Annotated in this window: 17 protein-coding genes and 1 riboswitch; of the genes, 8 read left to right on the top strand and 9 right to left on the bottom strand. The window is 71.1% G+C overall.

The genetic code is table 11. The annotated features are described in order from the left end of the window. Window positions 1-159: 159 nt before the first annotated feature. The 3 genes from ABII15_RS21315 to thrC form a co-directional block, all read right to left on the bottom strand. Complete coding sequence (locus ABII15_RS21315) at window positions 160-366, bottom strand: cold-shock protein (protein ID WP_005486335.1); 207 nt, start codon at window positions 364-366, stop codon at window positions 160-162. Between the two features lie 431 nt (window positions 367-797). Continuing rightward, a complete protein-coding gene (locus tag ABII15_RS21310) occupies window positions 798-1073 on the bottom strand; it encodes a ubiquitin-like small modifier protein 1 (RefSeq protein ID WP_353943913.1) in 276 nt (91 codons plus the stop codon). A gap of 35 nt (window positions 1074-1108) precedes the next feature. Further along, window positions 1109-2404: a threonine synthase gene (gene thrC, locus ABII15_RS21305; protein ID WP_353943912.1), complete on the bottom strand. Its 1296-nt coding sequence runs from the start codon at window positions 2402-2404 to the stop codon at window positions 1109-1111. Window positions 2405-2422: 18 nt separating this feature from the next. Beyond that, window positions 2423-2552, bottom strand: a riboswitch (SAM riboswitch). 149 nt (window positions 2553-2701) lie between these two features. Here thrC and ABII15_RS21300 point away from each other — a divergent pair. From ABII15_RS21300 to ABII15_RS21290, 3 genes are all read left to right on the top strand, one after another. Then, a complete protein-coding gene (locus ABII15_RS21300; RefSeq protein WP_353943911.1) occupies window positions 2702-3649 on the top strand; it encodes a glucosyl-3-phosphoglycerate synthase in 948 nt (315 codons plus the stop codon). A 38-nt stretch (window positions 3650-3687) separates the two neighbouring features. Then, on the top strand, window positions 3688-5676 hold the full coding sequence (locus tag ABII15_RS21295) for a hypothetical protein (RefSeq protein WP_353943910.1): 1989 nt from the start codon (window positions 3688-3690) through the stop codon (window positions 5674-5676). 89 nt (window positions 5677-5765) lie between these two features. After that, window positions 5766-7145: a trehalose-6-phosphate synthase gene (locus tag ABII15_RS21290; protein WP_353943909.1), complete on the top strand. Its 1380-nt coding sequence runs from the start codon at window positions 5766-5768 to the stop codon at window positions 7143-7145. 119 nt (window positions 7146-7264) lie between these two features. Here the strand turns inward: ABII15_RS21290 and otsB are convergent, their stop codons facing one another. The 3 genes from otsB to ABII15_RS21275 are packed head-to-tail and all read right to left on the bottom strand — an operon-like array spanning window position 7265 to window position 9621. Beyond that, window positions 7265-8092, bottom strand: coding sequence for a trehalose-phosphatase (gene otsB, locus ABII15_RS21285; protein ID WP_353943908.1), 828 nt, complete (start codon window positions 8090-8092; stop codon window positions 7265-7267). 19 nt (window positions 8093-8111) lie between these two features. Further along, entirely contained in the window at window positions 8112-8348 is a 237-nt protein-coding gene (locus ABII15_RS21280) for a DUF3263 domain-containing protein (protein ID WP_353943907.1), read from the bottom strand. Between the two features lie 10 nt (window positions 8349-8358). Continuing rightward, on the bottom strand, window positions 8359-9621 hold the full coding sequence (locus ABII15_RS21275; protein WP_353943906.1) for an extracellular solute-binding protein: 1263 nt from the start codon (window positions 9619-9621) through the stop codon (window positions 8359-8361). A gap of 170 nt (window positions 9622-9791) precedes the next feature. Between ABII15_RS21275 and ABII15_RS21270 the strand changes: the two genes are divergently transcribed. The 4 genes from ABII15_RS21270 to ABII15_RS21255 all read left to right on the top strand — a co-directional run bounded on the left by ABII15_RS21270 (window position 9792) and on the right by ABII15_RS21255 (window position 13164). After that, window positions 9792-10745, top strand: coding sequence for an ROK family protein (locus ABII15_RS21270; RefSeq protein ID WP_353943905.1), 954 nt, complete (start codon window positions 9792-9794; stop codon window positions 10743-10745). Continuing rightward, window positions 10745-11881: an N-acetylglucosamine-6-phosphate deacetylase gene (gene nagA, locus ABII15_RS21265; protein WP_353943904.1), complete on the top strand. Its 1137-nt coding sequence runs from the start codon at window positions 10745-10747 to the stop codon at window positions 11879-11881. The genes ABII15_RS21270 and nagA overlap by 1 nt, the downstream gene beginning before the upstream one ends. A gap of 115 nt (window positions 11882-11996) precedes the next feature. After that, window positions 11997-12926, top strand: coding sequence for a 1-phosphofructokinase family hexose kinase (locus tag ABII15_RS21260; protein ID WP_353943903.1), 930 nt, complete (start codon window positions 11997-11999; stop codon window positions 12924-12926). A gap of 100 nt (window positions 12927-13026) precedes the next feature. Further along, window positions 13027-13164 carry a hypothetical protein gene (locus ABII15_RS21255; protein ID WP_353943902.1) on the top strand — a complete coding sequence of 46 codons (138 nt, stop codon included), beginning with the start codon at window positions 13027-13029 and terminating at the stop codon, window positions 13162-13164. An 18-nt stretch (window positions 13165-13182) separates the two neighbouring features. On the opposite strand, the gene ABII15_RS21250 is transcribed toward ABII15_RS21255, so the two are convergent. Both ABII15_RS21250 and cdgB read right to left on the bottom strand, forming a co-directional pair. Beyond that, the gene (locus ABII15_RS21250; RefSeq protein ID WP_353943901.1) at window positions 13183-14118 is read right to left on the bottom strand and encodes a carbohydrate-binding protein; all 936 of its coding nucleotides are present in this window, start codon (window positions 14116-14118) and stop codon (window positions 13183-13185) included. A 111-nt stretch (window positions 14119-14229) separates the two neighbouring features. Further along, the gene (gene cdgB, locus ABII15_RS21245) at window positions 14230-15897 is read right to left on the bottom strand and encodes a diguanylate cyclase CdgB (RefSeq protein WP_353943900.1); all 1668 of its coding nucleotides are present in this window, start codon (window positions 15895-15897) and stop codon (window positions 14230-14232) included. Window positions 15898-16221: 324 nt separating this feature from the next. Here cdgB and ABII15_RS21240 point away from each other — a divergent pair, with 324 nt between their 5' ends. Further along, complete coding sequence (locus tag ABII15_RS21240) at window positions 16222-16803, top strand: flavin reductase family protein (RefSeq protein WP_353947137.1); 582 nt, start codon at window positions 16222-16224, stop codon at window positions 16801-16803. Between the two features lie 165 nt (window positions 16804-16968). Here ABII15_RS21240 and arfB read toward each other — a convergent pair whose 3' ends face one another. After that, window positions 16969-17394 carry an alternative ribosome rescue aminoacyl-tRNA hydrolase ArfB gene (gene arfB / locus ABII15_RS21235; RefSeq protein WP_353943899.1) on the bottom strand — a complete coding sequence of 142 codons (426 nt, stop codon included), beginning with the start codon at window positions 17392-17394 and terminating at the stop codon, window positions 16969-16971. Window positions 17395-17453: the final 59 nt, after the last annotated feature.

Below are 17453 nucleotides of genomic sequence, written 5' to 3'. Positions count from 1 at the left end.
ATGATTAGCACTCGACCCATGCGAGTGCAAGCGGCTATCACAGATCGAGCCGTGGTGCGCGCCCCGCGCACGGCAGCACGAAGGGCCCGCCCCCGGCGAACCGGGTGACGGGCCCCTCATGGACCGTACGAAGCTTGTGTGCTGCAGTCGGTCGATCGCTCAGCCGGCGGCCAGGCGGACCATGTCGGCCTGCGGCCCCTTCTGGCCCTGCGAGATCTCGAATTCCACTCGCTGACCCTCTTCGAGGGTGCGGTAGCCGTCCATCTGAATCGCGCTGTAGTGGACGAAAACATCCGCACCACCGTCGACCGCGATGAAGCCGTACCCCTTCTCCGCGTTGAACCACTTGACGGTGCCCTGAGCCATGCCTAACTCCCCTATTACTGGCCCTTGCGCGAGTCCGCACTTCGCGGACCCGGGTCAGACCTCACGCCCCAAAGGGTTTGGGGGTGTGCGCCGGAACGCGTCGACCGCGGCTGAATGTATCTGCCCAACTGCCGTCTGCAACAGGTCAGTCGGACGAGAATTCTGGGCACGCGTGATCGCGGAAAACGGGCCAACTGGAGGTATCTCAGGGCAAGTCGGGCTACACAAAAGCCATAAAAGGCCCGAATGGGCGGCACACATTGGCTGCTTCTTGTCGCGCTTCGGGCGTGAACTCATATGCGCCCGTCATGCACCACGTTCGGAATCGAACCAGCTTCCCCAACTGTACCGCGCTCAACCATGCAGAATTGCCCCCTCCGCTTTCCTCGCGGAGGGGGCAATTCGGGTGACTCAGGGTGTGACCGGGGGTGTCAGCCGCCGGCGACGGCAGGAATGATCGAGACGCCGGCGCCGTCGGGCGTGGCGGTCTCCAGGCCCTGCTCGAAGCGGACGTCGTCGTCGTTCACGTACACGTTGACGAACCGGCGCAGCTTGCCCTGGTCGTCGAGGACGCGGGCGGCGATCCCGGTGTGGTTCTTCTCCAGGTCGGCGATGACGTCGGCGAGCGTGGCGCCCTCGGCGCTGACCTCGGCCCGACCGCCGGTGTAGGTGCGGAGGATGGTGGGGATGCGGACGTTGACGCTCATGCTGGGTGACTCCTGATTGCTGCGGGTGGGATGGCTCAGTGCGCGAGACCGGCGTCCCGGAACGCCTCCAGGGACGGACGAATGGTCGCCGTCGCCTGCGAGGACTCCGCGACGGCGTCCAGCGTCTTCAGGCCGTCACCGGTGTTCAGCACGACGGTGGTCAGCGACGGGTCGATCAGCCCGGCCTCGATGAGCTTCTTGGTGACGCCCACCGTCACCCCGCCCGCCGTCTCGGCGAAGATCCCCTCGGTCTGCGCGAGCAGCTTGATCGCGTCGACGACCTGCTCGTCGTTCACGTCCTCCACGGCGCCGCCGGTACGGCGCGCGATGTCGAGGACGTACGGGCCGTCGGCCGGGTTGCCGATGGCCAGCGACTTGGCGATCGTGTTCGGCTTCTGCGGCCGCACCACGTCGTGGCCGCCCTTGTACGCGACCGAGACCGGGGAGCAGCCCTCGGCCTGGGCGCCGAAGAGCTTGTAGGGCTTGTCCTCGACGAGGCCGAGCTTGATCAGCTCCTTCAGGCCCTTGTCGATCTTCGTGAACTGCGAGCCCGACGCGATCGGGATGACCAGCTGGTCGGGGAGCCGCCAGCCGAGCTGCTCGCAGATCTCGTAGGCGAGCGTCTTGGAGCCCTCGCCGTAGTACGGGCGCAGGTTCACGTTGACGAAGCCCCAGCCCTCGCCCAGCGGGTCGCCGATGAGCTCGGAGCAGAAACGGTTCACGTCGTCGTAGTTGCCCTCGATGGCGACGAGGTCACCGCCGTAGACACCGGCCATGACGACCTTGCCCTGCTCCAGGTCGTGCGGGATGAACACGCAGGAGCGGAAACCGGCGCGGGCGGCGGCGGCGCCGACGGCGCCGGCCAGGTTGCCCGTCGAGGAGCAGGAAAGGGTGGTGAAACCAAATGCCCGCGCGGCCTCGATGGCCTGGGCCACGACCCGGTCCTTGAAGGAGTGCGTCGGGTTGCCGGAGTCGTCCTTGACGAACAGCTTGCCCTGCTCGACGCCGAGCTCGCGGGCGAGGTTGTCGGCCTGGACGAGCTTGGTCCAGCCGGGGTTCAGGTTCGGCTTCTCGGCGACGTCGGCCGGGACGGGCAGGAGGGGGGCGTAGCGCCAGATGTTGGCGGGGCCGGCCTCGATCTGCTTGCGGAGCGCCTCGGGGTCGCCGACGGGCAGGTCGTACGCGACTTCCAGAGGCCCGAAACACTCGACGCAGGCGAAGACGGGGCCGAGCGGGACGGTGGCGCCGCACTCGCGGCAGGAGAGGCCCGAAGCCGGTCCGAGATCGGCGGCGGCGGCGGTGGTACCGGTGGCGACAGTCTGTACAGCCATGAGAGGCGAGGCCCTTTCTCCTCATCTTCCTCGCGACGCATCTCGCCGCGAGACGGAATTGGCACCTTCCCCACCGTGACCTCGTCGGTCGGCGGGAGGGTTGCCGGGGCTTCAACGGGCCGTGTCCCTCTGCCCCTCTGGATGAGCGGTATTCGATTGTGTGGATGGAGTTGTACGGGCGCGCCGACCCCGACATGCGATGGTCACGGACCCTGTTCAAGACTGTAACTGAAGGGGTGGACCCTTGAGATAGTCGTCCGAACCGCGAGATGGATCACATACGGGAGGGCCCTGGACGTGCTGGAAGAAGTCGAGAGCTGGCTGGGGCGGCGCTCCTGGTCCGTGTCCGACCGCACGCTGCCCCAGCTCATCGCCGCGAAGCGGGCGTCGGGCCGGACGGTGAGCGTCGTCCTGCCCGCGCTCAACGAGGAGGAGACGGTCGGCGAGATCGTCTCCGTGATCCGGCGCGAGCTGATGACGGAGGCGGTGCCGCTCGTCGACGAGGTCGTGGTCGTCGACTCCGGCTCCACGGACCGCACCTCCGAGGTGGCCGCGGCGGCCGGGGCGCGCGTCGAGCACCGGGACACGATCCTGCCGCGGATCCCGGCCCGCCCCGGAAAGGGTGAAGTGCTGTGGCGTTCGCTGCTCGTCACTTCCGGTGACATCGTCTGCTTCGTCGACGCGGACCTGAAGGAGTTCTCGGCGGACTTCGTCTCGGGGATCGTCGGCCCGCTGCTGACCGACCCGGACGTGGACTTCGTGAAGGCCATGTACGACCGCCCGCTGGGCGAGGCCGCCGGTCAGGGCGGCCGGGTCACCGAGCTGATGGCCCGCCCGGTCCTCAATCTGCACTGGCCGCAACTGGCCGGGTTCGTCCAGCCGCTGGGCGGCGAGTACGCGGCCCGCAGGAGCCTCCTCGAACGGCTGCCGTTCCCGGTCGGCTACGGGGTGGAGCTGGGCCTGCTGGTCGACGCGCTGCACACCGTGGGCCTGGACGCGCTCGCCCAGGTCGACGTCGGCGTCCGCAAGCACCGGCACCAGGACGGGCAGGCGCTCGGCCGGATGGCGGCGGCGATATACCGCACGGCCCAGCTGCGGCTCGCACGCGGGCATCTGGTGCGGCCGGTGCTCACCCAGTTCGAGCGGGGCGCGGACGGCTTCGAGCCGCGGGTGCACTCCGTGGACACCGAGGAGCGGCCGCCGATGACCGAAATCAGTGAGTATGCGGAGCGTCGCGTGGCGTAATCAGCGGATAATAGGGAGCTTTCCCTACATTGCCCTTTATGTGGCTTAGACAGGTAAAGGGCACCCTGGCGGCGCTTGCCGCCACAGCAGCGGCCGCCGCGACCCTCGCCGCCGCGGCCGCTCCCGCGTCCGCGGTGGTGGTCGATCCGTTCGCCAAGCGCTACGACGAGGCCGTCTACGGCGACTTCATCACGCTGGGCAACACGGTGATGAAGTGTCCGACCACGCCGGCCGACGACGCGGCGCGCTGCCTCGCCGCGCAGGCCGGGACCACCGGCGAGAACAACAACCAGTTCGACATGCAGTACACGGACACCGCCGGGTTCGGCACCTCCGTGATCAACTCGTCGACCGGGCAGGTCACCGTCCCGCCCGGCGCCACGGTCGCGTACGCCCGGCTGTTCTGGGGCGGCAACGACGGCACGTACAAGCTGGGGAACAACCAGATCACCCGCTGCGACACCGCGGGCCTCGCCACCTCGCCCGCCGGTGACCCGCTCACCCGGCAGCCCCTGATCAGGGTCGGCGGCGGCACCGCGACCCGGGCCACCGTGCAGAACGCGGTGCGCACCCCGGCCGCGGTCGGCGGCCCGCACTACTACACCGCGGAGTCCGACGTCACCGGGCTGTTCGCGGGCGTCGCCACCGGCACCCCGGTGCCGGTCGCGGTCGGCGACGTCTGGGCGCCGACCGGCAAGGGCTGCGTCGGCGGCTGGTCGCTGACCGTCGTCTACAAGTACGACGGGCCCAACGAGCAGTACGCGCCCTCCCGCCGCAACGTCTACATCTACGGCGGCCACGTGGTGCAGCAGTCCAAGGACCCGGACACCACGATCGGCATCGACGGCTTCTACCGCGCGGGCAACAAGGACGTACGGGCGAGCGTGACCGCCTACGAGGGCGACGCGAACGTGTCCGGTGACGCGTTCCTGGTCAACGGCACCCAGATCGCCGACCCGGACAGCGGCGGAACCACCGCCAACTTCTTCAACAGCCGCGCCGAGGGCTGCCTCGACCCGTGCGAGGGCAACAACTTCAGCATCGACGCGAAGACCGCGACGATCCCGTCCAGCGTCATCCCGGAGGGCTCGACCTCCGCGAACCTGACCTTCCGCACGCGGGGCGACACCTACGTGCCGTCCGCGCTGGCGTTCTCGGTGCCGGTGCCCGACCTGGAGGTCAGGAAGACCGCGTCGCCGAAGACGGTGAAGCCGGGCGGCAAGGTGACGTACACGGTCACCGCCAGGAACATCGGCGGCGTCGACTACCCGGGCGCCAAGTTCACCGACGACCTGTCCGGCCTGCTCGACGACGCGACGTACGACAACGACGCGAAGGCGAGCACCGGCACCGTCACCTACGACCGGCCGCGGCTGAGCTGGACCGGGACCGTGCCCGAGGGGCAGACGGCGACGATCACCTACAGCGTCACCGTCGCCGACCCGGTCGGCGGTGACGGCGAACTCACCAACAACGTCACGGCCGACACCCCGCGCACCAACTGCGAGGCGGACTCGACCGACCCGAACTGCGGCGCCTCCCCCACCGTCGAGGAACCGCCGCCGGCGCCGCCGCAGCTGGTCGTCACCCTCCCCGACCTGCCGGACAACCCACCGCCGGGCGACCTCGTCGTCCCCGTCGTCATCCGCAACCCGGCCGCCGTCCCGCAGAAGACGGAGATCAAGGACGAGGACGGCACCGTCCACGGCATCACGGTCCCGGCGCACGGCCAGGTGAGGGTCCCGCTGCACGTGAAGGTCCCGAACACCCCGGGCGAGAAGGTCGTACGCCGTCTGACGGTCCCGAACAGCAACTGCGCGGCCGGCACCGCCCCGCAGTGCGCGATCACGTTCACCGTGGGCCGCGTCCAGGCCCGGCCCACGCCGCCGCAGCGGCCCCAGCCGCACGGGCCCGAGCTGGCCGCGACCGGCTCGGACGTCCCGGTCCTGCTCTACGGCGGGCTCGCGCTGTCCCTGTGCGGGTTCGGCGCGCTGATCCTCTCGGCGGTCCGGCGGCGCAAGGACTGACCTGATTCCGACGCCGTCGTATACGACCGGGTCCCCCTCGGGGCCCGGTCATACGTTTGAGGGTTTGGGGGGCGGGCTAGTTTCGCCTTATGGCTTCCACGCATGGTGCTGCTGAGGTTCTCGTCGCGTCCAACCGCGGCCCGGTCTCGTACGTCGTCGGGGACGACGGCTCCGTCGAGACGAAGCGCGGGGGTGGCGGACTGGTCTCCGCGCTCAGCGTCGTCGAGGACAAACTCTGGGTGTGCGCGGCGCTCGACGACGGCGACCGGGCGGCCGTGCGCCGGGGCGTCTCCGAGCCGGGCGTGCGGATGCTCGACATCGACGCCGGGGTGCACGCGGACGCGTACAACGGGATCGCGAACTCGGTGCTGTGGTTCGTGCACCACATGCTCTACCAGACGCCCCTGGAGCCGTCGTTCGGCCCGGAGTTCCGCCGCCAGTGGGCATCCTACGAGGCGTACAACCGGGCGTTCGCCGAGGCGCTGGCCGAGGAGGCCGCGCCGGGCGCCACCGTCGTCGTCCAGGACTACCACCTGGCCCTGGTCCCCGGGATGCTCCGCGAACTCCGTGACGACCTGCGCATCGGGCACTTCTCGCACACGCCGTGGGCGCCCGTCGACTACTTCCGGATGCTGCCCGACGACATCGCCGAGCAACTGCTGCGCGGGATGCTCGGCGCGGACCGGCTGGCCTTCCTGACCCGGCGCTGGGCGGACGCGTTCACCGAGTGCTGTACGCGGATCATCGGGGGCACCTCGGGCACGCGGATCGGGGTGCACGGGCTCGGGGCCGACGCCGACTTCCTGCGCGAGCGCGCGCACCGGGCCGACGTCGAGGACCGGCTCGCCGCCCTGCGCGAGCAGATCGGGCCCGGCCGCAAGGCCGTGGTCCGGGTGGACCGCACCGAGCTGTCCAAGAACATCGTGCGCGGCCTGCGCGCGTACGAGCTGTTCCTGGAGACGCGTCCCGAGTGGCGGGAGAAGGTCGTCCACGTCGCGTTCGCCTACCCCTCGCGGCAGGACCTGGCCGTGTACCGCGACTACACCGCGGAGGTGTCGCGGGTCGCCGACGCCGTGAACGCGCGCTTCGGCACCGAGGGGTGGACGCCGGTCGTCCTCCACGTGAAGGACGACTTCGCGCGCTCGCTCGCCGCGTACCGGCTGGCCGACGTGGCGCTGGTGAACCCGATCCGGGACGGCATGAACCTCGTGGCGAAGGAGGTGCCGGTGGTGTCCGACGACGGGTGTGTGCTGGTGCTTTCGCGGGAGGCGGGGGCCTACGAGGAGCTGGGCGAGGACGCGCTGGTGGTGAACCCGTACGACGTCTCGGCCACGGCTTCGGCGCTGGCGGACGCGTTGGCCATGCCGGCCGATGAGCGGGCCGAGCGCACCAAGCGCTTGTCGGCGGCGGCCACCGCGTTGCCGCCCGGCGCCTGGTTCCTGGACCAGTTGCACGCCCTCCGCGATTGAGGGGCCGTCGCCCGTCCGCGGCTCTCGTCGTGGCTGGTCGCGCAGTTCCCCGCGCCCCTGAGAGGCCTGCGGCCTTCAGGGGCGCGGGGAAGAACTGCGCGAGAAGCGGCCACCGGCCGTCAGGTGGTCGCCACGGTGCGGGACAGGTCGGACAGGAGGGCGACCACCTCGGCGGGGCCGGAAACCGTGAGGTCGGCGCGGGAGGCCAGCTCCGGAACCCCGGCACCGCTGCACACCAGAAGCCCGGCCACCCCGTCCGAGCGGAGCTTCTCGACGGCGGCGAACGCGGGCAGATCCCCGAGATCGTCCCCGGCGTAGAGCACGGACTCGGCCCCCACCTCCCGCACGTACTCGGTGAGCGCCACCCCCTTGTCGACCCCGGGCGGCCGCAGCTCCAGAACCATCCGTCCGGGCTCGACGACCAGCCCGTGCCGCGCGGCGAGATCGGACAGCGGCTCCTTCAGCGCCTCGAAGGCCCCCTGAGGATCGGCGGCCCGCCGGGTGTGCACGGCGACGGCCCGCCCCTTCTCCTCGACGTACGTGTCGTGCCACAGCCCCGCGGCGGCCAGCACCCCGGGCAGCTCGGAGCGGACCGAGGCGACCCCGGGATGCGGCGCGGGCGCGTGCACGGTGCCGGTGACGGCGTCCCAGCGCTCGGCGCCGTAGTGCCCGAGCACGACGAGGTGTTCGAGCCCGGGCACCTCCGCGAACTCCCCGAGCCGGACGGCCACCACGGCGGGCCGCCCGGTGACGACGGCGACCGAGGCGACCCGGGGCGCGAGCGCGGCGAGCGCCGGTACGGCGCCCGGGTCAGCCCGGGCCTGTTCGGGATCGGGCACGATCGGGGCGAGCGTCCCGTCGAAATCGAGGGCGATCACGGCCCGGGAGGGCCGGGCGACTATGGCGGCGAGTCCGTCCCGGCCGGCGGCGGTCCTGATGGCGTCCATGGACCGACCTTAGCCACCCTCAGCGCTCCCGGCGCTTGGCCTCGCGAACCCTGCGCAGCCTGTTCACGGTGACCGGTGCGGCCGCCAGCGCGCGGGGATCGTCGATCAGGGCGTTCAGGAGCTGGAAGTAGCGCACGGGCGCCATGTCCAGCTCCTCGCGGACGGCCCGCTCCTTGGCGCCCGGTGAGGCGAAGGAGCGCCCCTCGAAGGCGAGCACGGCGAGTTCACGGTCACCGAGGGCGGGCTGTGCGTCCATGCCCGCCACGCTACTCGGCGGACTCGGCGGCCGTCGCCTCGCTCTGGAGCCGGCCGAGCACGGCGGCCGGGCTGCCGTGCGGGGAGACGGCGGAGCCGATCTCCTGCTTGATGCCCTCGCTGACGCTCGCCCAGGACGTGTTGCCGACGGGAAACAACTCGGAGTCGCCCAGGCTCTTGAGGAACGGCCAGAGCTTCTTGTCCTCGGCGGCCGACGACATGGTCTCGGAGGCGCTGCTGGTGACCGGCAGCAGGTCGTACTCGCGGGAGAAGTCGAGGACGTTCCGCTCGCTGTAGACGTAGTTCAGGAAGTCGCCGGTCTCCTTGGCGTGGCCGTTCTGCTTGAACGCCATCATCCAGTCGGCGACGCCCATCGTGGACTTGGCGGGACCGCTGGGGCCCGGCAGCCGCACGGTGCCGTAGTCGACGCCCTTGGCGGCGGCCATCTGCATCAGCGTCGGGTGGCCGTTGAGCATGCCGACCTCGCCCTTGGCGAAGGCCGCGAAGGCGTCGGCGCGGTTGAGCTTCGCGGGCGCGGTGGGGCCGGTGAGGCCCTTGTCGACGAGGTCGTCGCGCAGCCAGTCGAACGTCGTGATGTTCTGCTTGGAGTCGAGGGTGTAGGAGCCGACGTCGTCGGTGTAGCCGGCGCCGCCGCTGAGCATCCAGATCATGGTCTCGGCCTGCGCCTCTTCCCGGCCGAGCGGAAGCGCGTAGGGGATCTTCACGCCCTTGGCCTTGAGCGCGCTCGCGTCGGCGGCGAGTTCGGCCCAGGTGGTGGGCGGGGTGAGACCGGCGTCCTTGAAGAGCTTCTTGTTGTAGAAGAGCAGGCGCGTGGACGCGGCGAACGGCATGCCGTACTGGACGCTGTTGACCTGGCCCGCCTCGGAGAGCTGCGGCAGGAAGTCGGCCTGGGTGGGCACGTTGAGCAGCTTGCCGACCGGGTAGAGCTTTCCGGCCGCCGCGTAGTCCGAGTAGGCGCCGATCTGCGCCATGTCGGGGGCGTGGCCGGAGTCGACGAGCTTCTTGACCTTGGCGTCGACGACGTTCCAGTTGTAGACGTCGACGTCGACCTTGACGCCCGGATGGTCCTTCTCGTACGCGCCGGCCAGCTCGTCCCAGTACTTCTGCGAGCTGTTGGCCGCGGAGTCGCCGTAGTCGGCGGCGACCAGCTTGAGGGTGACGTCGTCCGAACCTGTGCCCCCGCAGGCGGTGAGCGTGCCCGCCATGCCCAGTGCGGCCGCAGCCGCGATCAGACCGGTGATGTGCCGCTGCACCGTGTGTCCCACCCTCGCACTCGGGAATCCGCTAGTCGGACACAAGGTCTACACCACCTAGATCTCGTATCGGCAACGAGGCTGTTCAGGGGGGCCAGAAGGGTTCAGGGTCACAAGATCCCTGCAAGTGGACTAGACCTGTTGTGGGTCGACGCGCGAGACTGTGCCCCGTGAGACATGTCATCGCCCTGGACGTGGGCGGCACCGGAATGAAGGCCGCCCTGGTCGGGGCGGACGGCACGCTGCTGCATCAGGCGCGCCGGGCGACGGAGCGCGAGCGGGGCGCCGACGCGGTCGTGGAGTCGATCCTCGGCTTCGCCGCCGAGCTGCGGGCCTGGGGCGAGGAGCACCTCGGGGAGCCCGCCGTGGCCGCCGGGGTCGCCGTGCCCGGAGTCGTCGACGAGGCCAACGGCATCGCGCTGTTCGCCGCCAATCTGGGCTGGCGCGACGTGCCCATGCGGGCGCTGCTGAGCGAGCGGCTCGGCACCGTCCCCGTCGCCCTCGGCCACGACGTGCGCACCGGTGGCCTCGGCGAGGGCCGGCTCGGCGCCGGCAAGGACGCCGACCGCTTCCTGTTCCTGCCGCTGGGCACCGGGATCGCCGGCGCCATCGGCATCGACGGGCGCATCGAGCCCGGCGCGCACGGCTCGGCCGGCGAGATCGGCCATGTGGTCGTGCGGCCCGGCGGCATCGACTGCGGCTGCGGGCAGCGCGGCTGCCTGGAGCGGTACGCGTCCGCGAGCGCCGTCACCCTCGCCTGGCAGGACGCCTGCGGCGACCCCACGGCGACCGCCGCGGACTGCGCCAAGGCCGTCGACGCCGGGGACCCCCGCGCCGTCCGGGTCTGGCAGGACGCGGTGGACGCGCTCGCCGACGGCCTGGTCATGGCGCTCACTCTGCTGGACCCGCGCACCCTGATCATCGGTGGCGGTCTGGCCGAGGCCGGGGAAACCTTGTTCACACCCCTGCGGGCGGCCGTCGCCGAGCGCGTGACGTTCCAGTCGCTGCCCCGAATCGTCCCGGCCGTCCTCGGGGACAGCGCCGGGTGCCTGGGCGCGGGACTGCTCGCCTGGGACCTGCTCGACCACACCGCAGCCACTGGATCCTCGGAGGTAACCGCCTGATGGCCACAGCAAAGGTGCTCGCCGGTGCCCGGGTGGTACTGCCCACCGGGACCGTCACCGACGGCCGCGTCATCGTCGACGGCACGCGCATCGCCGGGAGCGCTCCCGCGGACGCGGAGACGCTCGATCTCTCCGGCCACTGGGTGGTGCCCGGCTTCGTCGACATGCACAACCACGGCGGAGGCGGCGCGTCCTTCACCTCCGGCACGGTCGACGAGATCCTCAAGGGCATCCACACCCACCGGCTGCACGGCACGACGACGATCGTGCCGTCGTTCGTCACCGGCGACATGGACTTCCTCGTCCAGCGCGCGGGCCTGCTCTCCGAACTCGCCGAACAGGGCGAGATCGCGGGCATCCACTTCGAGGGCCCGTTCATCTCGCCGTGCCGCAAGGGCGCCCACGACGAGACGCTGCTGCGCGACCCCGACCCGGCCGACGTGCGCAAGCTGATCGACGCCGCCCGCGGCCGCGCCAAGATGGTCACGCTCGCCACCGAGCTGCCCGGCGGCATCGACTCCGTACGGCTGCTCGCCGAGCACGGGGTGATCGCCGCGATCGGCCACACCGACGCCACGTACGAGCAGACGGTCGAGGCGATCGACGCGGGCGCCACGGTCGCCACCCACCTGTTCAACGCGATGCCCGGCCTCGGCCACCGCGCCCCCGGCCCGATCGCCGCCCTCCTGGAGGACGAGCGGATCACGGTCGAGCTGATCAACGACGGCACCCACCTGCACCCGGCCGCCCTCGAACTCGCCTTCCACCACAAGGGCGCCGACCGGGTCGCGTTCATCACCGACGCGATGGACGCCGCCGGGTTCGGCGACGGCCGCTACATGCTCGGCCCGATGGAGGTCGAGGTGAAGGACTCCGTGGCCCGGCTGGTGGAGGGCGGCTCCATCGCGGGCTCCACGCTCACCCTGGACCGCGCGTTCAAGCGGGGCGTCACCGTCGACGGGCTGCCGGTCGACGACGTCGTACGGGCCATCTCGGCCAACCCGGCGCGGCTGCTCGGCGTATACGACACGGTCGGCTCGCTGGAGCCCGGCAAGGACGCCGATCTCGTGGTCCTGGACGAGGAGTTCGAGGTCAAGGGCGTGATGCGCAAGGGCGAGTGGCTGGTCGCCCCGTAACTCAGCGCGCTGTCACGGCGGTTGGCCCGAGGTCTGGGCCAACCGCCTTGACTTTGGCATGATCGACCCCCGTCACTGAAAGTACGCACGCGCTCGTATCGGGGGGTGAGGTCCTGTGATCCTCACGGTCACACTGAACACCGCACTCGACATCACCTACCGGGTGCGGTCCCTGCGCCCGCACACCTCGCACCGGGTCACCGAGGTCACCGAACGCCCCGGCGGCAAGGGGCTGAACGTGGCACGGGTGCTCGCCGCCCTCGGCCACGAGGTGACCGTCACCGGCTTCGTGGGCGGCGCCACCGGCCGCGCCCTCCAGGACCAACTGCGCGGCGGGGAGCGGATTTCTGACGCCCTGGTGCCCGTCCACGGTTCGACCCGCCGCACGGTCGCCGTGGTGGACACCACGACGGGCGACACGACCCAGCTGAACGAGCCGGGCCCGCAGGTCGCCCCCGCCGAGTGGGCGGCCTTCCAGGAGGCGTACGAGGATCTGCTCGGCTCCGCCTCGGCGGTGGCCCTGTGCGGCAGCCTGCCGCCGGGCGTCCCGGTGGGCGCCTACGCGACGCTGATCCGGGCCGCGCGGGCCGCCTCCGTCCCCGTACTCCTGGACACCAGCGGCGAACCGCTGCGCCGGGGCGTCGCCGCCCGCCCCGACATCGTCAAGCCGAACGCGGACGAGCTGGCCGAACTCACCGGCTCCCACGAGCCGTTGCAGGCGATGAAGGACACCCGCAGACGCGGCGCCCACGCCGTCGTCGCCTCCCTGGGCGCCGAGGGCCTGTGCGCCCTCACCCCGGACGGCACCTGGCGCGCCCCGGCCCCCGACCGCCTCTCCGGCAACCCGACGGGCGCCGGCGACTCGGCGGTGGCGGGCCTGCTCTCGGGCCACGCCGAACACCTGCCGTGGCCCGAGCGCCTGGCCCGCGCGGTGGCACTGTCGGCGGCGACGGTGGTGTCCCCGGTCGCGGGCGAGTTCGACCGCAAGACCTACGACGACCTGGTCACCCGGGTGACGGTGTCGGAGCGAGCCGGGGCGGCCTGACCGCACCGGCGGACACGCGCGAAAATCCGCGCACTTCACGGGCCGGGCCGACACCTACAAGAACGATCCGGGCTGTGACGGAGGGAAGAACGCGCGCTCGGTGTCCAACCAGAGCAACAGGCGCATCACCCTGTACAGCGACACCGGGTGCTACGGCAGCCATTTCGACATCAAGCCCGGCCACTACACGGACAAGACGCCCTGGAAGGTCAAGAGCGTCGCGGTGTGGGGACCCTGAGTCCAGGGTCCCCACCGGTCACTGGAGCCAGAGCTGGTCGATGTTGGCGTTGCACTTGTTGCCGTCGGCGCACTCCAGCTCGATGACGTTGGTGCCCTTGGTCAGGGTGACCGGGGCCCACGTCGACTGCCAGCCCTTCTCCCAGTCGCCCTTCGGCGAGTTGATGAAGTTCTTCATGCCGATCGGCTGGGAGTTGGCCTTCGAGTTGATGTTCAAGGTGGCGTCGGCGGGCTCGCCGGGGATGCCGTAGCGCACGTAGAGGCGGTAGTCGCCGGCCTTGGGGACGGTGACGGTCCAGTCGACCTTCGCACCGACCTTGTTGAAGCCCGCGACGTACTCGCCGCCGGCCGCCTTCGCGCCCTTCACGTCGCTCGCGGCGACGGGACCGCCGGACAGGGTCAGCCCCTTGGCGTCCGCCTTCGGCAGGTCCTCGGCGTCGTCCGACGTGCCCGAGGACGCGGACTCGCTGGGCTGCACCGACTGGGAGTCGCCGGAGGGCTTGGCGCCCGCGTCGGCGTTCTTGTCGTCCTCCGAGCCGTTGCTCATCATGGCGATGCTGATGCCGATCACCACGGCGGCCACGACGGCGACCGCGCCGATCAGCAGCGCCTTGGTGTTGGGGCCCTGGCCGCCACCGCCGCCGCGCGAGGCGCGCGGCGGTCCCGGCTGCGTGGGAGCGCCGCCACCGGGCATCGTCTCCGGTGCCTGGTAGTGGGCGTTCGGCTGGTGGTACGCCTGGGTGGGCTGGGTCTGCTGCGGCGGCACCTGCTGCTGCCCGTACTGACGCTCGCCCACCGTGCGGACCTGGTTGAAGGAGCGGGAGTTCGGGTAGCCGTAGCCGCCGCCCCCGCCGTTCGGCGGGGTCGCCCCGGCCGCCTGCCCGTCGGCGTACAGATAGCCGAACGGATCGTCGTCCTCGGGCGTGGTGCTCGCGCCGTTGTTGCCGGGCGCCATCCCTGATCACTCCCTACGCGTTTGCTTACCCGGGCGAGCGTACCCGCTGCGAGTGACCCCAAGGAGTGGCCTTGACCTCACAGATGGATGAGAATTCGGGCGTTCCGTCGCTCAGCCCGCTCGCCGGTGCTGCTTGGCACGTGATCTTTTCTCCACGTACATCCGCTGGTCAGCGGATTGCAGCACTTCTTCCGCCGTCATCCCGCAGTGCGCCCAGCCGATGCCGAAACTGGCCCCCACCCGCACTGCCCTGCCGTCCACCCGAATCGGCGGAATGATGGCATTGCGCAGCCTGACGGCGAGGTCCTGTGCATCGGCGCGGCCGAGCCCGTCGGCGAGCACCACGAACTCGTCGCCGCCGAGCCGGGCCACCGTGTCCCCGTCGCGCACGCCGCTGGTCAGCCTGCGGGCCACCTCGATGAGGACGGCGTCGCCCGCGTTGTGCCCGAAGCGGTCGTTGATCGACTTGAAGCCGTCGAGGTCGCAGAAGAGCACGGCGAGGCCCTTGGTGCCGTCGTCGGTCGTCTCGTCGCCGCCCGGCGCCGCCACGTGCACATGGTGGTCGAAGCCCTCGTAGAGGCCCGAGGAGTGCCCGGTGCGGTGCAGGGCGGCCCCGCCGTAGTCGAAGTCGTGGCCGATGGGGTCGCCGTAGGCCGCGTCGAGGGAGTCGACGGCGCTGGGCAGCTGCTCCTGGGGGCGGCGGCAGAGCCGGGCCCCGAGCCGGGAGCGCAGCTCCGCCGAGTTCGGCAGGCCGGTCAGGGAGTCGTGGGAGGCGCGGTGGGCAAGGTGCAGCTCGCGGCGCTTGCGGTCCTCGATGTCCTCGACGTGGGTGAGCAGGAAGCGCGGCCCGTCGGCGGCGTCGGCCACCACCGAGTTGCGCAGCGAGACCCAGACGTACGTGCTGTCGCGCCGCCCGAGCCGCAGCTCGGCGCGGCCGCCCTCGGCGGAGGTGCGCAGCAGGGTGCCGATGTCCTCGGGGTGCACGAGGTCGGAGAAGGAGTAGCGGCGCATCGCGGAGGCGGGCCGCCCGAGGAGCCGGCACAGCGCGTCGTTGGTCCGCAGGATCCGGCCGTGCTGGTCGCCGCCCAGCTCGGCGATGGCCATGCCGGAGGGCGCGTACTCGAAGGCCTGCCGGAAGCTCTCCTCGCTGGCGCGCAGGGCCTGCTGCTCGCGCTCCAGGCGGACCAGGGCGCGCTGCATGTTGGCCCGCAGCCGGGCGTTGCTGATGGCGATGGCGGCCTGGAAGGCGTACATCTGGAGGGCCTCGCGGCCCCAGGCGCCGGGTATCCGGCCGTTGCGCGGGCGGTCCACCGATATGACGCCGATCAGCTCGCCGCCGGCCGCGCCGGTCGCGTACATCGGGGCGAAGAGGCGGTCGGAGGGGTGCCACTCGTCCTCGAAGCGGGGCGGCGGCCCGTCGGTGAACCACTGCGGCACGTCGTCCTCGTCGAGGACCCAGCCCTCGGTGTGCGGTATGAAGCACAGCTCGCCCCAGCGCTCGCCCATGGTGAGCCTGCGGTCCCAGGCGGCGCGGGAGCCGACGCGGCCGGTGATGAGGGCCTCGGCGGCCGAATTGCCGGAGAAGGCGGCGACGACGAGATCACCGTCGGGGCGTACGAGGTTGACGCACGCCAGCTCGTAGCCCAGTCCGTTCACGACCCCGTCGGCGACGGTCTGCAGGGTGTCGGCGAGGCTGCGGGCGGCGTTCATGTCCGCCATCACGTGGTGCAGCTGCCGCAGGGTCGCAAGACGGACGTAGGGCTCCGACTCGGTCTCCATGCTCAGCTCTCCCCGAGACCTCGACAGCACTCCAGTACTCTGATCGGCTCTTTCCCCGCGCACGTGCAGCAGCACGTTCATCTCGCAGTGTCGACCGCCACTGAATCACAGCGCGCTGCCCACTCGGTACACAGGGTCAACAAAAATAGGCTCCTGTGACTCAAGTCACAGCAAAACATGAAGGATTGAGGAGCATACCCGGTCGCATCCTGTGCGTTTCCTGAACGGCTCCATCTGTTGAAGGTACGCCGAGGGACCTAGGTCCCCTCTCGGCCCTCGGCCCGATGTGGGGCACCGTACCCGCCGGTTAGCGTCGGAGTCGTGCTGAAGACTCTCCCTGCCACTCCCGCCACCGCCGCACCACGCTCCCCCGGGCATGCTGAGGGGGTGAGCAACGACGAATTCCGCGCCGCCCTGTCCCGCCTCGCCGCGGGTGTCGTTCTGCTGACCGCACGCGAGGCCCCGCTCGACCCCGACGACGCCGGGGCGCCTCCGGGCGAGGACGCGGGCATGACGGCCACGGCCTTCATGTCGGTGTCCCTCGATCCGCCGCTGGTGATGGTCTCCCTGCGCAACGGCTCCCGCATGGACGATCTGCTGGAGGAGCAGCCGCTCTGGGCGGTGTCGCTGCTGTCGGAGTCGCAGAGTCACATCGCGGGGCGCTTCGCGATGAAGGGCCGCATCAGCGACCGGCTGCTGTTCGAGGACATTCCGTACATACGCGGTGAGCACACGGACGCTCCGCTGGTGGGCGGCGCGCTGGCGACGCTGGAGTGCCGGACGGAGCAGCGGGTTGTCGCGGGGGACCACACCTTGTACATCGGCCGCGTCCTGGGCGCCGCCCTCCCCAGCGCCGACGGCGGCCCCCTGATGTATTTCCGGGGACGGTACCGGGGGCTGGGGTGACCTTGCTTGTCGGTCGGCTGACGGCCGGTGGCCTCTTCTCGCGCAGTTCCCCGCGCCCCTGAGGCATGCGCTCCGCGCAGCCTCCCCTGAAGGCCGCAGGCCTTTCAGGGGCGCGGGGAACTGCGCGACCAGCCCCCACCGGGGCCGCGGACGAAGAAGTCGGGGCTACCAGTCACGGCCCGCGCGGCCGCGCTTGGTGTCGGAGCGGGCCTTCTTCTCGCGGAGGCGGCGCTCATTGATACCCCGCGGAACCTTGGTGGCCCGGCGAGGCTTCGGCGGCGGCGCCGTGGCCTCGGCAAGCAGCGCGGCGAGCCGCACGGCGGCCGTCTCCCGATTGCGCCACTGCGAACGGTGCTCGGACGCCCGTACGGTCACCACCCCGCCCACCAGACGCGACCCGAGCCGCTCCAGCGCCCGCGCCTTCCACACCTCGGGCAGCGCCCGGGTGTTCGCCAGGTCGAAGGACAGCTCCACCCGCGAATCAGACGTGTTGACGTGCTGCCCGCCCGGCCCGGACGACCGCGAGAAACGCCAGACCAGCTCGGCCTCCGGAAGGACGACCGAGCCGCGGATGGGATAAGGACCGGACATGGCTCCATGGTCGCGCGTCGGGACACCGCCCGTCACCCGGATTTCCCCCCGCCCGAAAC

Source organism: Streptomyces sp. HUAS MG91, assembly GCF_040529335.1.
GTDB lineage: Bacteria > Actinomycetota > Actinomycetes > Streptomycetales > Streptomycetaceae > Streptomyces > Streptomyces tabacisoli.
Note: the sequence above shows the minus strand (reverse complement) of the source record. Positions and strands in the feature narration are given on the sequence as shown.